The 16,340-nt window shown below is 52.4% G+C and carries 9 protein-coding genes; 8 read left to right on the top strand and 1 reads right to left on the bottom strand.

Annotation, left to right across the window (positions count from 1 at the left end; all coding sequences use genetic code 11):
- Nucleotides 1-86 precede the first annotated feature (86 nt).
- The gene (locus TRNA_RS25450) at nt 87-2,048 is read right to left on the bottom strand and encodes an LTA synthase family protein (RefSeq protein WP_003179737.1); all 1,962 of its coding nucleotides are present in this window, start codon (nt 2,046-2,048) and stop codon (nt 87-89) included.
- Nucleotides 2,049-2,309: 261 nt separating this feature from the next.
- Between TRNA_RS25450 and TRNA_RS25455 the strand changes: the two genes are divergently transcribed.
- The 8 genes from TRNA_RS25455 (at nt 2,310) to TRNA_RS43040 (ending at nt 16,028) form a co-directional block, all read left to right on the top strand.
- Nucleotides 2,310-2,696, top strand: coding sequence for a DUF1992 domain-containing protein (locus TRNA_RS25455; RefSeq protein WP_003179739.1), 387 nt, complete (start codon nt 2,310-2,312; stop codon nt 2,694-2,696).
- A gap of 61 nt (nt 2,697-2,757) precedes the next feature.
- A complete protein-coding gene (locus TRNA_RS25460) occupies nt 2,758-4,170 on the top strand; it encodes an alanine/glycine:cation symporter family protein (RefSeq protein WP_009329067.1) in 1,413 nt (470 codons plus the stop codon).
- A gap of 188 nt (nt 4,171-4,358) precedes the next feature.
- Nucleotides 4,359-5,771: a PTS system trehalose-specific EIIBC component gene (gene treP, locus TRNA_RS25465; RefSeq protein WP_011197645.1), complete on the top strand. Its 1,413-nt coding sequence runs from the start codon at nt 4,359-4,361 to the stop codon at nt 5,769-5,771.
- Between the two features lie 73 nt (nt 5,772-5,844).
- The gene (treC, locus tag TRNA_RS25470; protein WP_003179746.1) at nt 5,845-7,533 is read left to right on the top strand and encodes an alpha,alpha-phosphotrehalase; all 1,689 of its coding nucleotides are present in this window, start codon (nt 5,845-5,847) and stop codon (nt 7,531-7,533) included.
- A gap of 21 nt (nt 7,534-7,554) precedes the next feature.
- On the top strand, nt 7,555-8,271 hold the full coding sequence (gene treR / locus TRNA_RS25475; RefSeq protein ID WP_009329065.1) for a trehalose operon repressor: 717 nt from the start codon (nt 7,555-7,557) through the stop codon (nt 8,269-8,271).
- 106 nt (nt 8,272-8,377) lie between these two features.
- Nucleotides 8,378-9,070, top strand: a complete 693-nt coding sequence (locus TRNA_RS25480; protein WP_003179750.1) for an N-acetyltransferase — start codon at nt 8,378-8,380, stop codon at nt 9,068-9,070.
- A 125-nt stretch (nt 9,071-9,195) separates the two neighbouring features.
- A complete protein-coding gene (locus tag TRNA_RS25485) occupies nt 9,196-12,975 on the top strand; it encodes an NTTRR-F1 domain (RefSeq protein WP_011197646.1) in 3,780 nt (1,259 codons plus the stop codon).
- A 185-nt stretch (nt 12,976-13,160) separates the two neighbouring features.
- Nucleotides 13,161-16,028 (top strand): NTTRR-F1 domain, encoded by a 2,868-nt coding sequence (locus TRNA_RS43040; protein ID WP_011197647.1) that lies wholly within the window; start codon nt 13,161-13,163, stop codon nt 16,026-16,028.
- Nucleotides 16,029-16,340 lie beyond the last annotated feature (312 nt).

The raw sequence follows: 16,340 nt of genomic DNA on the forward strand, positions 1-16,340 counted from the left end.
GCTTACCATATTTGTTTGCGAAAAAGGAACAGAGCGGCTTCAAGACAAAAAAAGCACCCGCTTATTTAGAAGCGGGTGCTGTCTGTTTATTGTCCGGAATCCGATTTCGTTGTTTGCGCCGCATCAGATTCTGATGTTTTCGGATTGTGGTTGGTATAGTCGTAGTCGCTCGGATTGATCGCTTTAAAGCCCTTCGGTTTATAGAAGCGCAGCAAATCTCCGTCGACGATTTTATCCGACATTTCGAGTTCTTTTTTCACGGCCTCTTCGATGTTCGGATCGATGTCTTTTTCGTTCAGTAGCTCTCCTGTTTTCGTGTCATAGTAGTTTCCGTTCGTTTTCGTATATTCCGGAGAGACGAAATCGCCGTTGCGGAACGGAATAATTTCACGGTGTTCCGGTGACAGAAGGTCTGAACCGCTCATCAGGTAATCTTTCGTATTCACGCCCATCAAATGAAGCAGGGTAGGGGCTACATCGACTTCGCCGCCGTATTTATGGGATTTGATTCCCTTGACCCCAGGCGCGTGGATGAACAGCGGCACCCTTTGCAATTGGGCGTTTTCATATGGTGTGATGTCTTTGCCCAAAACTTTGGCCATCGCTTTGTTGTGATTTTCAGAAATACCGTAGTGGTCCCCGTACATGACGACAATCGTATTATCATACAGTCCGGCTTTTTTCAGGTCGTTGAAGAATTGTTCAAGCGCCTGGTCCATGTAGTTGGCCGACTGGAAATAATGGTCAACGACGCTGTCGCCGGTATCCCCGGCAGGGAAGTCTGTATCGCCTTCATCCATCTCGAACGGAAAATGGTTCGAAAGGGTGATAAACTTCGTATAGAACGGCTGTTTCAGGCTTTTCAACAGCGGCATTGATTCTTCAAAGAACGGTTTATCTTTCAACCCGTAGTTTTTCGTTTTATCTTCGCTCATATCGTAATACGTAGCGTCAAAGAATTTGTCATAACCGATGGCTTTATACATTTCATTGCGGTTCCAGAACGTTTTGTAGTTGCCGTGGAACGCCGCTGATGTATAGCCTTGAGACTTCAAAATGGCCGGAGCCGACTGCAGCGTGTTTTGCGCTTTATTAATGAACACTGACCCTTGCGATAAAGGATACAGCGAGTTGTCCATCATAAATTCGGCGTCGGACGTTTTACCTTGTCCGGTTTGGTGGAAAAAGTTATCGAAATAAAACGTTTCATTGTCGTGCGCCAGTGAATTTAAGAATGGCGTGACTTCTTTGCCGTCGAGCTTATAATCGATCAGGAAGGTCTGAAGTGATTCCAGTGAAATGTAAACCACGTTCATGCCTTTCGCTTTTCCGAAGTATTCGGCATTCGGCTTATCATGATTGGCTTTAATATAGTTCTCAACTTCCGTTACGTCGCTGGAACTTGCCAGTGCGCGCTGGCTGTTTGACTTGATATTTTGCACCGCATCATAGATTGTGAAGTTGTAGGTTCCCAAATATTTCACAAGGTAGTTGCGGTCAAAAGAACGGGTCAGAAGCTCCGGACGATCGATCTCGGCAACGGCCAGGTTGGCGAGGAAGACGAGGATGCTTGCTCCCATCACAATTTTAAACGGACGCTTCGTTGTTGTTTCAGATGGTCTGTTATAGAAAACAGCCAGCCCGATTAAAATAAAGGTGTCGATGAAATACAGAACATCAAGCGGGTGCATAAGCGAGAAGATGCTGTCCCCGAGCTGTCCTCCGTTTGTTTTTGCCTGCATGATTGCAGGCAGCGTGATAAAGTCGCTGAAAAATCTGTAGTATACAACGTTCGCATATAGCAAAAAAGACATTAAAAAATGAATCACTATAATCGCTGTCTGCTGTATTTTTTTCTTGAACAAGAGTCCCAATCCAAGAAAGAACAAGCTTGAGCTAATCGGATTCACAAAAAGCAAAATGTGTTGTACTGTGTTGGTTATTCCTAAATTAAATTCAATTACATACGCAGCATAAGTTTTTAGCCATAGCAATATAGCGGCTATCAGGAAGAAGGCAAGGCCTCTTTCCTTAATAAATCTTTTCAATTGTTACACTCCTTTTTTCCGGATCAGTAAAAACCATCGGAACGAAAGAAAAAAACGAATGTATAAAATATACCATGAAATACCGATTTAGAAAAGCGGAAACCGGCCTTGCGAAAAAAATCGCAAAACCCCTGTCAAATCAGGGTTTTACAGCTTTAAAAAAGATGTTTGGGAATATTTTACGCTTGTATTGCATTGGCGGGAACTGATCTTTATGGCAGACTGTTGTTAGTATATGAACGAAAAGGGAGGATTTAGACCATGGATTTTTCGAGCATCGTTTCTGAAGACAAGATTAAGCAGGCCATTAAGGACGGCGAATTCGAAGGGCTTCCGGGAATGGGGAAACCTTTGAAAAAAGACGATGCCGCCCATGTTCCAGAGCATCTCCGCATGGCTTACAGAGTGATGAAAAACGCCGGAATGGCGGGGGATGAAGGCGCTTTAAAGAAAGAACTGATGACGATTGACGACTTAATCGCAAAGTGCGCGGATGAAGACGAGCGCGAGCGTTTAATTGAGAGAAAAACAGAAACCCGGCTCAGGCTCGACAGGCTCGCCGACAAAAAAGGCATGTTTTCCAAGCCTGCCTCAGCGTTTTATAAAGAAAAAGTGTACCGAAGGCTGAGCGGAAATAAAAAGCGCTAAAAGCAGGTTTATTTCTCCCCTGTAGTGGTATTGACCCGTAAACGAACAAAAGGGTGATAGGATGGAACGATTATTGAATTGGGTTGAATACATATCAGATTGGCTGTGGGGGCCACCGCTGATCATACTGCTGACAGGGACAGGAGTCTACTTGACGATCCTGCTGAAATTTTTTCAATTTCGCTATCCTCTCTATATCTTTAAGCAGACGATCGGAAGTGTCGGCAAAAAGCCGAAAGGAGAAGGGACGGTTACACCGCTGCAGGCTTTGACATCGGCTCTCAGCTCAACAGTCGGCGCCGCCAATATCGTCGGTGTGCCTGCGGCCATCATGTTCGGCGGTCCGGGAGCCGTTTTTTGGATGTGGCTGGTCGCGCTGTTTGCCATGGCGATCAAGTTTTCGGAAAGCGTCCTCGCCGTCCACTACAGAGAAAAAAATGAAGAAGGCGAATATGTCGGTGGACCGATGTATTACATTACAAAAGGGCTCTCCATGAAATGGCTCGGCGTCTTTTTTTCAGTAGCGCTGATGATCGAACTTGTACCGAGCATCATGGTGCAGGGAAATTCGGTTTCCGCATCGCTGGCTGAGACGTTCTCGTTCAATCGTTTATACACCGGAATCGGGATTGCTTTTTTGATCGGTTTAGTGGTGATCGGAGGGATTAAACGGATTGGAAAAGTGACGGAGCTCGCAGTTCCGCTTATGGCAGGGGCGTACATCGGGGCCGGTTTCCTGATTGTCGTCACAAACCTTTCCTCTGTACCCGCTTTTTTCTCTCTCATCTTTTCGAATGCGTTTACATCTTCTTCGGCATTCGGCGGCTTTGCAGGTGCGGCAGTTGCCGAAACCGTTCGCTGGGGGTTTGCACGAGGCCTTTATTCCAACGAAGCCGGGATGGGGACGGCGCCGATTGCCCACGCAGCGGCGATGACCGACCACCCTGTGAGACAGGGGTTCTGGGCGGTGATCGGCATCGTGGTCGATACGCTGCTGATTTGCACGACCACCGCCTTCGTCGTGCTCGCATCAGGCGTCTGGACCGGCGAAAACGCATCAAGCGATCCGGGGGCGCTGGCCGCAGCCGCATTTCGCAGCTATTTTGGCCCTGTGGGCGGATACTTCGTCTCTGTCTCGCTCGTTTTCTTTGTCTTATCAACGATCACAGTGGTCATTTTTTACGGTGTAAAACAAGCTGAATTTCTGTTCGGACGGCTCGCGGGACATGTGATTAAATTCATCTACCTGGCCGCCGTCGTCATCGGTGCTGCCGGAGGAGCAAAGGCGATATGGGGATTCCTCGATCTCGCGCTCGTTTTCATTCTTCTTCCGAATATTTTGGCGGTGCTGCTCTTGAGCAGAAAAGTAAGGTCTTTATATGATGAGTTTTTTACATCAGAAAAGTATTATTTGAAAGACATCGGTCAGCAGGACGGCGTTTATGAAGGTGACGAAAAAGTGAACAATTTATGATCACAGCCGGTTTGTTCCCGGCTCATAAATCGGAGGAAGCCTTGCTCTCCTACGTTTTATGAAGGGAACATCCGGCTTTTTTAATTTTTGAAAGCGCTACAAAAATATATTGACTACTTGTATATACAGGAATACAATAAACCTATAACATGTATATACAGGTTATAAGAGGAGAAGGAGGGATTGGAATGACTGATTTGAATCAATCAGCGCGACGGATTGTCGATGCTGTCGGCGGTGCTGACAACATTGCAGCGGTAACCCATTGTGTAACGCGTTTGCGATTTGCATTGCTCGATGAAAGCAAAGTCAATCAAGAGGTGCTGGAGCAAATAGATGTTGTCAAAGGATCGTTTTCGACTAACGGCCAATTTCAAGTGGTGATCGGCCAAGGAACGGTCAACAATGTGTACGCGGAGCTGGTGAAGGCAACAGGAATCGGCGAATCGTCAAAGGATGATGTTAAGAAAGCCTCAGAGAAAAATATGAATCCTTTACAGCGTGCCGTGAAAACGCTTGCAGATATATTTATTCCAATATTGCCGGCGATTGTCACTGCCGGGCTGCTGATGGGGATCAACAATATCCTGACGGCTCAAGACATTTTCTTCAGCGGAAAATCAATCGTTGAAGTCTATCCGCAATGGGCGGATCTCGCTAATATGATTAACTTGATCGCGGGGACTGCTTTCGCATTTCTCCCTGCGCTAATCGGCTGGTCGGCCGTCAAGCGGTTTGGCGGAAATCCGCTGCTCGGCATCGTGCTCGGCGTCATGCTTGTGCACCCTGATTTGTTAAACGCCTGGGGATACGGGGCTGCGGAGCAAAGCGGAGAGATTCCTGTCTGGAATTTATTCGGTTTGGAAGTGCAGAAGGTCGGCTACCAGGGGCAGGTGCTTCCCATTTTGCTCGCTTCTTATTTGCTGGCAAAAATTGAGCGCTTTTTGACAAAGCGGACGCCTGAGAGCATTCAGCTCCTTGTTGTGGCACCGATTACGCTGCTTGTCACAGGTTTTGCTTCATTTATTGTCCTTGGACCGATTACATTTGCCATCGGAAATGTTTTAACATCAGGCCTTATTGCTGTCTTTGAACAATTCGCCGTACTGGGCGGACTGTTATACGGAGGGCTTTACGCCGCTCTCGTCATTACCGGAATGCATCATACATTCCTTGCCGTTGACCTTCAGCTGATCGGCTCAAAGCTCGGCGGAACATTTTTATGGCCGATGCTCGCGCTGTCCAATATTGCACAAGGTTCAGCCGCGCTTGCGATGATGTTTATTGTCAAAGATGAGAAGCAGAAAGGCCTGTCCCTGACATCCGGAATTTCAGCTTATCTCGGAATTACCGAACCGGCATTGTTCGGAGTGAATCTCAGATACAGATTTCCGTTCGTGATCGCGATGATCAGTTCGGGGATTGCCGGTATGTTCATTTCCTCGCAAGGGGTTTTGGCAAGCTCTGTCGGCGTCGGCGGCGTACCTGGAATTTTCTCTATTATGAGCCAATACTGGGGAGCGTTTGCGATCGGAATGGCGATCGTGTTGATCGCGCCGTTTGCCGGAACATATCTCTACGCAAAATTAAAAATGAAATAAGAGAGGGAGAGGGGCGCGCATATTTGTCTGCCCTTTTCCCATTTTCATAAAGAAGAAAGCGGTGGTGTTGAAAATGGAAACGAAAGAAAATCCATGGTGGAAAAAAGCAGTCGTCTACCAAATTTATCCGAAAAGCTTTAAAGATACAACAGGAAACGGTGTCGGCGACATACGCGGCATCATCGAAAAGCTCGACTACATCAAGGAGCTCGCCTGTGATGTCATTTGGCTGACGCCGATTTATCAATCGCCGCAAAACGACAACGGCTATGACATCAGCGACTATTACAGCATCCATGAAGAATATGGAACAATGGCCGACTTTGAAGAGCTTCTTGAAGAGGCCCACAAGCGCGGCATAAAGGTGATCATGGATCTTGTCGTCAACCATACATCAACAGAGCACAGATGGTTTAAAGAAGCGGCGTCCGGCAAAGAAAATCTGTACCGCGACTTTTATATTTGGAAAGACATGAAGCCGAACGGCGCTCCGCCGACAAATTGGGAATCGAAATTCGGCGGCTCGGCGTGGGAGTTTCATGCAGAGAGCGGACAGTATTATCTCCATCTCTATGATGTGACACAGGCGGATTTGAATTGGGAGAATGAAGCAGTCAGAAAAAAAGTGTACGAGATGATGCATTTCTGGTTTGAAAAAGGAATCGACGGCTTCAGACTTGATGTCATCAATGTCATCTCAAAAGACCAGCGTTTCCCTGATGATGACGAGGGGGACGGACGCAGATTTTATACGGACGGGCCGAGGGTTCACGAGTTTTTGAATGAAATGAACAGGGAGGTTTTTTCAAAATATGACAGCATGACGGTCGGAGAAATGTCATCGACTACAATCGCAGATTGCATCCGGTATACAAACCCCGAAAGCCGTGAGCTCGATATGGTGTTTAACTTTCATCATTTAAAGGCCGACTATCCAAACGGGGAAAAATGGGCGCTTGCGGATTTTGATTTTCTAAAGCTGAAGAAGATTCTTTCTGAATGGCAGACGGAAATGAATAAAGGGGGCGGATGGAACGCATTGTTCTGGTGCAACCACGACCAGCCGCGGATCGTCTCACGGTACGGGGACGACGGAAAATACCGCAAAAAGTCTGCGAAAATGCTGGCAACCGCGATTCATATGCTTCAGGGAACGCCATACATTTACCAGGGAGAAGAGCTTGGGATGACCAACCCGAAATTCGATGACATCTCCCTTTACAGGGATGTCGAATCTCTCAATATGTACCGTATCCTGAAAGAAGCAGGGAAGCCGGAAGCCGAAATCATCGAAATCTTGAAAGCGAAATCCCGTGATAATTCGCGGACGCCGGTGCAGTGGAACGGAGAAGAAAATGCCGGGTTTACGGCGGGCACACCGTGGATTCCGGTGCCTGACAACTACAAAGAAATCAACGCAGAAGAAGCGCTCAACGATCCTGATTCGATTTTCTACCATTATAAAAAGCTGAATGAGCTCCGCAAGGAATTCGATATCATTACAACCGGCGATTATCAGCTCATACTGGAAGACGATCAAGAGCTTTACGCGTATTTGAGAAACGGAGCGGATGAAAAACTGCTGGTGATCAATAATTTTTACGGGAAAGAGACCGAGTTTCAGCTGCCTGACGATATTGATATTGAAGGCTATGATGCCAAGGTTCTCATTTCCAATGACACCGATCTTCCCGAGTCATTTAAACGCTTCACAGTGAAACCATATCAATCGATTGTTTATCATCTTGCCAAACCATGCTAAACTAAGCGTGGTGGTAAAAAAATGAAGATCAACAAGTATATGATGATTTACAAACAAATCGCGGAACAAATCGATCAAAGCATACTGAATGCCGGAGATATCCTGCCGTCTGAAAACGACCTTGCCGAACAGCACGACACCTCGAGGGAAACCGTTCGGAAAGCGCTGAACGTGCTTGCTCAGAACGGATATATTCAGAAGATTAAAGGGAAGGGGTCAGTCGTGCTGCACAGGGAGAAAATGCAGTTCCCGGTTTCCGGTTTGGTCAGCTTTAAGGAGCTTTCAGAAACGCTCGGAAAAGAGACAAGCACGACGGTCCATGAGTTCGGCTTGACGCATCCGGACGCATATATTCAAAAGCAGCTCCGCACTTCCGGAGATGAAGAGGTATGGCGGGTTGTCAGGTCGCGGAACATCAACGGAGAGCGTATCATCCTGGATAAAGACTATTTTATCCGCAAACACGTGCCGCTTTTAACGAAAGAAATATGCGAGGACTCGATCTATCAATACCTTGAAGATGAATGCGGGCTCGTCATCAGCTATGCTCATAAGGAAATTGTAGTCGAGCCATGTACGGCAGAGGATCAAGAGTATTTGGATCTGAACGGATACGAGCACATTGTGGTCGTGAAAAATTTCGTTTTTCTTGATGATACGACCTTGTTTCAATATACGGAAAGCAGACACCGCCTTGATAAATTCCGGTTTGTCGATTTTGCAAGAAGAGAAAAGTAGCACGGTTCGCCTGACGGCGGCCGTGTTTTTTTATGAAGCCGTTTCTCATTACGTCCGCATTGAATATGCTACAGCAGGTGTAAATGAGAAATGGAGGATGTAAGCAATGATTCATGAAACTGCAAAGATCGGAAAGAACGTGGTATTGGGAGAGCATGCCGTTATTGAAGAAAATGTGGTCATCGGGGACAACGTAACAATCGGTCATCATGCCATTATTAAAAAGGACACTCATATCGGCAGCGGGGTGAAAATCGGCGATTTGGCCGTCCTTGGCAAAGCGGCTTCTTCAAATAAAAAAATGGCTCGCCAGCCGAAGCAGGCAGGAGCCCCTTTGCGGATAGAAGATGATGCCATAGTTGGAGCAAGCGCTGTGATTTACCGAGACGTGCTGTTGGAACAAGGCGTCTTCGTGGGGGATATGGCGAGCATTCGCGAAAATGTCGCGATCGGCAGAGAAAGCATTATAGGACGCAATGCGATGGTTGAAAACAATACCAGAATTGGAAGTAAAGCAACAATTCAAACGGGCTGCTATATCACTGCTGATATGACGATTGAGGATGAAGTGTTTATCGGTCCCTGCTGTTCCACGTCAAATGATAAATATATGGGAAAGGGAAACTACCCGTATCAAGGTCCAACTATTAAAAGAGGAGCGAAAATCGGGAATAACGCAACATTGCTGCCGGCGGTTGTCGTCGGGGAGGGGGCGGTCATTGGAGCGGGTGCCGTCATTACAAAAGATGTTCCCGCAGGCAAAACGGCTGTGGGCAATCCAGGCCGGTTGATGAAGTGACGGTTTTTCATCTCAGCCGTGTTATATAACGTGTCTGCATAAAAAGAGAGATCATAGGATATAGTGCTTCAATGTCTTTTAAAGATCATTGCAGGCGGAAAATGGAAAGAATGGGGGTGGAAAAAATGTCCATTCAAAACGCGGTGATGAACGGTGGTTTTGAGACAGGTGCTTTCTCGCCTTGGGTAGGCGTAAACACATCTGTTACAAGCCAGTTTTCGCATTCAGGATTTTTCTCTGCGAGATTTTTGGGCGGAACAGCCACATCATATATTGCTCAATTTGTTCCGGCCGGTGCGGGGGAAGGAAGCGAATTTCTTGTTTCTCTTGCGAAAGCGGGATTTCTCCCGGCACCTTCTGTAACGATACAGGTTACTTATTTTGACAGCCAGTTTAATTTTCTCGGATATGGTCTATTTGCCACTGTGACGTCAAGCAGAATACCGGCAGCCGAAAATGGGACATGGCTTGAAGTCTATCAAACAACTTCACCGGCTCCCCTTGGCACCACCCAGGCATTCATTTTGATTAACAATATTCCGCAGGCGGGAACTGCCAGCGTGTTTGTGGATGATGTTGCTCTATTGAGTGTTGAGGGTGGAGGAGCCCCAACGGGAGCGACCGGGCCAACAGGAGCCACCGGCCCGACAGGAGCGACGGGTCCGACAGGAGTAACAGGTCCAACGGGAGTCACCGGAGCGACGGGACCGACAGGAGTGACGGGTCCAACGGGAGCGATGGGTCCAACGGGAGCCACCGGAGCCACAGGACCGACAGGAGTGACGGGTTCGACCGGGGTGACGGGAGCCACCGGAGCGACGGGTCCGACAGGAGTGACGGGTCCAACGGGAGCGATGGGTCCAACGGGAGCCACCGGAGCCACAGGTGCAACAGGAGCGACAGGTGCAACAGGAGCGACAGGTCCGACAGGAGTGACGGGAGCAACAGGAGCGACGGGTCCGACAGGAGTGACGGGAGCCACCGGAGCGACGGGTCCGACAGGTGCAACCGGAGCCACCGGCCCGACAGGAGCGACGGGTCCGACCGGAGCAACGGGAGCCACCGGCCCGACGGGAGCAACAGGAGCGATGGGTCCAACGGGAGCCACCGGCCCAACGGGAGCGACCGGTCCAACAGGAGTAACAGGTTCAACGGGAGCAACGGGAGCCACCGGCCCGACGGGAGCAACAGGAGCGATGGGTCCAACGGGAGCCACCGGCCCAACGGGAGCGACGGGTCCAACAGGAGTAACAGGTTCAACGGGAGCAACGGGAGCCACCGGCCCGACGGGAGCAACAGGAGCGATGGGTCCAACGGGAGCCACCGGCCCAACGGGAGCGACCGGTCCAACAGGAGTAACAGGTCCAACGGGAGAAACGGGAGCCACCGGCCCAACGGGAGCGACGGGTCCAACAGGAGTAACAGGAGCGACGGGTCCGACAGGAGTGACGGGTCCAACGGGAGCCACCGGAGCCACAGGTCCGACAGGAGCGACAGGTGCAACCGGAGCCACAGGTCCGACAGGAGTGACGGGAGCAACAGGAGTAACAGGTTCAACGGGAGCCACCGGCCCGACAGGAGCGACGGGTCCAACTGGAGCGACAGGTGCAACAGGAGCGACAGGTCCGACCGGAGTGACGGGAGCAACCGGAGCGACGGGTCCGACAGGAGTGACGGGTCCAACGGGAGCCACCGGAGCAACGGGAGCCACCGGAGCAACGGGAGCCACCGGAGCGACGGGTCCGACAGGAGTGACGGGAGCAGCAGGAGCGACGGGTCCGACCGGAGCCACCGGAGCGACGGGTCCGACAGGAGTGACGGGAGCAGCAGGAGCGACAGGAGCCACAGGTCCAACGGGAGCCACCGGAGCCACAGGTCCGACAGGAGCGACGGGTCCAACAGGAGCAACAGGAGCGACGGGTCCAACAGGAGCGACAGGAGCGACGGGTCCAACAGGAGTAACAGGTCCAACTGGAGCGACAGGTGCAACAGGAGCGACAGGTCCGACAGGAGTGACGGGAGCAACAGGAGCGACGGGTCCGACAGGAGTGACGGGAGCGACAGGTCCGACCGGAGAAACGGGAGCCACCGGCCCGACAGGAGCGACGGGTCCGACCGGAGCAACGGGAGCCACCGGCCCGACGGGAGCAACAGGAGCGATGGGTCCAACGGGAGCCACCGGCCCAACGGGAGCGACGGGTCCAACAGGAGTAACAGGTCCAACGGGAGAAACGGGAGCCACCGGCCCGACGGGAACAACAGGAGCGATGGGTCCAACGGGAGCAACCGGCCCGACAGGAGCGACGGGTCCAACAGGAGTAACAGGTTCAACGGGAGCAACAGGAGCAACAGGAGCGACAGGAGCCACAGGTCCAACGGGAGCCACCGGCCCAACGGGAGCGACGGGTCCAACAGGAGTAACAGGAGCGACGGGTCCGACAGGAGTGACGGGTCCAACGGGAGCCACCGGAGCCACAGGTCCGACAGGAGCGACGGGTCCAACAGGAGTAACAGGTCCAACAGGAGCGACAGGTGCAACAGGAGCGACAGGTCCGACCGGAGCAACGGGAGCGACCGGCCCGACAGGAGCGACGGGTCCGACCGGAGCAACGGGAGCCACCGGCCCGACGGGAGCAACAGGAGCGATGGGTCCAACGGGAGCCACCGGCCCAACGGGAGCGACCGGTCCAACAGGAGTAACAGGTCCAACGGGAGAAACGGGAGCCACCGGCCCGACGGGAACAACAGGAGCGATGGGTCCAACGGGAGCCACCGGCCCGACGGGAACAACAGGAGCGATGGGTCCAACGGGAGCCACCGGCCCGACGGGAACAACAGGAGCGATGGGTCCAACGGGAGCCACCGGCCCGACGGGAACAACAGGAGCGATGGGTCCAACGGGAGCCACCGGCCCGACGGGAACAACAGGAGCGATGGGTCCAACGGGAGCCACCGGCCCGACGGGAACAACAGGAGCGATGGGTCCAACGGGAGCCACCGGCCCGACGGGAACAACAGGAGCGATGGGTCCAACGGGAGCCACCGGCCCGACAGGAGCGACGGGTCCAACAGGAGTAACAGGTTCAACGGGAGCCACCGGAGCAACGGGAGCCACTGGCCCGACGGGAGCAACAGGAGCGATGGGTCCAACGGGAGCCACCGGCCCAACGGGAGCGACGGGTCCAACAGGAGTAACAGGAGCGACGGGTCCGACAGGAGTGACGGGTCCAACGGGAGCCACCGGAGCCACAGGTCCGACAGGAGCGACAGGTGCAACCGGAGCGACCGGCCCGACGGGTCCGACAGGAGTGACTGGAGCCGCCGGAGCGACAGGTCCGACAGGAGTGACGGGAGCAACAGGAGTAACAGGTTCAACGGGAGCCACCGGAGCAACGGGAGCCACCGGAGCGACGGGTCCGACAGGAGTTACGGGAGCAGCAGGAGCGACGGGTCCGACCGGAGCCGCCGGAGCGACAGGTCCAGCTAGTCCACAAACTGCTATATTCTTTAACAATCTATTTGGGTCTACTTCAGTTTACAATCCACCGACTATTCCTTTAAATACCGAGGTAACTGTTGTAAACGTCCCTAATGTGCCGGTCACTAGCGGTCAGAATATTAAGGTGGATTATGCGTTGGCAGTAGAAGCGGTGAATACTGCTAACAGTAATATAGTTTTTGAAATAAGACTTTATAGAGGCGGAACTTTAGTTCAATCTAGAATCTTTAATAGAAGTCTTGCATCCGCAGGAACTCAAAGATTTCCATTGGCCAGTACAATTGTTGATACTGTTCCAGCCACCGCAACAATTGACTATTCAGTTAGAGTTGCGGTGACAACTGCTTCAAATGTTACTTCTGCGGCAGCATTCAATAGAGATTTAAATCTAATTCGTTTCCCTTAAAAAGGGTAGGGGAGGTTCTTTTAGAGCCTTCCTTTTTGTATAACAGTATCTATTCGAACATTTGTAAATGTGTTTTAACCGTATGGAAAATAACGTGACCTCATCATGAAAGAATACATAGTATATGTTAGCTTCGACCTTAAAAGGGGTGAAGCAAATCTAAAAAAAGGAGGTTTAAATCTTAGATGTCCATTCAAAATTCGGTAGTAAATGGAAGTTTTGAAGCGGGATCACTCTCTCCTTGGGCGGGGCAAAATGCTGCGGTCACCACTCAATTTTCCCATTCGGGCTTTTGGTCGGCAACATTATTGGGTGGAGCAACGGTATCTTTCATTGCCCAATTTGTTCCAGTAGATGAAGGGGAAGGGCTTGAGTTTCTTGTTTCGTTGGCTAAATCAGGAATCCTACCATCTCCCCAGGTGCAGATTCAAGTATCATATTTTGATAGTATGTTTAATTTCTTGGGTCAGGGACTTTTTATTAATATTCCGTTTAATAGATTACCTGTCGTGCAAAATAATGCATGGCTTGAAGTTTATCAAACGACATCTCCGGCTCCTTCAGGTTCTACAATGGCATTTATCTTAATAAATACACTGCCTCAAGCAGGAACAGCAAATGTCATAGTAGATGATGTAGCTTTGTTAGATATAGAAGTTGCAGATGTAATCGGCCCAACCGGCCCGACCGGAGCGACGGGTCCAACGGGAGCGACGGGTCCGACCGGAGCGACAGGCCCGACAGGAGCAACGGGAGCGACAGGCCCGACAGGAGCAACGGGAGCGACCGGCCCGACAGGAGCAACAGGAGCGACCGGCCCGACAGGAGCGACAGGCCCGACAGGAGCAACGGGAGCGACCGGCCCGACAGGAGCAACAGGAGCGACCGGCCCGACAGGAGCGACAGGCCCGACAGGAGCGACAGGCCCGACAGGAGCAACAGGAGCGACCGGAGCAACGGGAGCAACCGGCCCGACAGGCCCGACAGGAGCAACAGGGGCGACAGGCCCGACAGGAGCAACGGGAGCGACCGGCCCGACAGGAGCAACAGGAGCGACCGGCCCGACAGGAGCGACCGGAGCAACAGGAGCGACCGGAGCAACAGGAGCGACAGGAGCGACAGGAGCAACAGGAGCGACCGGAGCAACGGGAGCAACCGGCCCGACCGGCCCGACAGGAGCAACAGGAGCGACCGGCCCGACAGGAGCGACAGGCCCGACAGGAGCAACGGGAGCGACAGGCCCGACAGGTCCAACGGGAGCCACCGGCCCGACGGGAGCAACGGGAGCGACCGGCCCGACAGGAGCGACCGGAGCAACAGGTCCAACAGGAGCGACAGGAGCGACCGGAGCAACAGGTCCAACAGGAGCGACCGGAGCAACAGGAGCGACAGGTCCGACGGGAGCGACCGGCCCGACAGGTCCGACCGGAGCAACGGGAGCGACAGGTCCGACCGGAGCAACGGGAGCGACAGGAGCGACCGGAGCAACGGGAGCGACCGGCCCGACAGGAGCAACGGGAGCAACGGGAGCGACAGGTCCGACGGGAGCGACAGGAGCGACCGGAGCAACGGGAGCGACCGGCCCGACAGGAGCAACAGGTCCAACAGGAGCGACAGGAGCGACAGGAGCAACGGGAGCAACGGGAGCGACAGGTCCGACAGGAGCAACAGGAGCCACCGGCCCGACCGGAGCCACCGGAGCAACAGGAGCGACAGGAGCAACGGGAGCGACAGGTCCGACGGGAGCAACGGGAGCGACAGGAGCAACGGGAGCGACCGGCCCGACAGGAGCAACGGGAGCAACGGGAGCAACAGGTCCAACAGGAGCGACAGGAGCGACAGGAGCAACGGGAGCGACCGGCCCGACCGGAGCCACCGGAGCAACAGGAGCGACAGGAGCAACGGGAGCAACGGGAGCGACAGGTCCGACAGGAGCAACAGGAGCCACCGGCCCGACCGGAGCCACCGGAGCAACAGGAGCGACAGGAGCAACGGGAGCGACAGGTCCGACGGGAGCAACGGGAGCGACAGGAGCAACAGGAGCCACCGGCCCGACCGGAGCCACCGGAGCAACAGGAGCGACAGGAGCAACGGGAGCGACAGGTCCGACGGGAGCAACGGGAGCGACAGGTCCGACGGGAGCAACGGGAGCAACAGGTCCAACAGGAGCGACCGGAGCAACGGGAGCCACCGGCCCGACCGGAGCCACCGGAGCAACAGGTCCAACAGGAGCGACCGGAGCAACGGGAGCCACCGGCCCGACAGGAGCGACCGGAGCCACCGGAGCAACGGGAGCGACAGGTCCGACAGGAGCAACAGGAGTGACAGGAGCAACGGGAGCGACAGGTCCAACAGGAGCGACAGGAGCGACAGGAGCTACGGGAGCAACAGGAGCCACCGGCCCGACCGGAGCAACGGGAGCAACGGGAGCGACAGGTCCAACAGGAGCCACCGGAGCAACAGGTCCAACAGGAGCCACCGGTCCGACCGGTCCAACAGGAGCGACAGGAGCAACCGGAGCAACAGGAGCCATCGGCCCGACCGGAGCGACCGGCCCGACAGGAGCAACAGGAGCGACCGGCCCGACAGGAGCAACAGGAGCGACCGGCCCGACAGGTCCAACAGGAGCAACAGGTCCAACAGGTCCAACCGGTGCAGGATTAGTTTCTGCATTAAGTGCAAGAAACCAGGGAACGGTTACTGTAGGTGTAGGCGGTTTAGTTCCTTTTGCTACACCTGAAGAATCATTTGGAACTGATATTACTCAAACTGCTACCACAACATTCACAATTAGTTCTCCTGGATATTATTCTGTAAGATTTATTCTGTATACAGCAGCTCTATCTCTTCTGGGAGGAGCACAAATTGTAGTAAATGGAACGCCAGTATCAGGAGCATTCACTTTAATCAGCGTAGGTACTCCATTAGTGGGAGAAGCTATGATTGAAGTTACTGCTGTCCCTTCTACTATTCAGATTGCCGTCACTGGATTAGCGTTAACTCTTGCTACAGGAAACAGCGGTCATATCCAAATCGAAAAACTTTCTAATTAATATTCTCATTAGGAAGCTGTTCCGTAGGTTTTTCTTGCGGAGCAGTTTCTCTTTAAAGAAAACTAATTGTACAATTGAGAGTTACACATTGTCTGTCCAAATATTAAACGATGCTTGTAAAAACATCGAATATTCCACTAGCATTTTCATTCTAACAGATTTGCATATATTCTCGGTCCAACTGTCTCTTAATCTACAGGTGAATGTTTTTTTTCATGGAAGTTCGCTGTATTGTTATGTGAATGAATCAGGTGGTAAATCTATGGTTTACTACCTGTTTTTTTATTCTTGTATTAAGAATAAAAAATATCC

This window comes from Bacillus licheniformis DSM 13 = ATCC 14580, assembly GCF_000011645.1.
Lineage (GTDB): Bacteria > Bacillota > Bacilli > Bacillales > Bacillaceae > Bacillus > Bacillus licheniformis.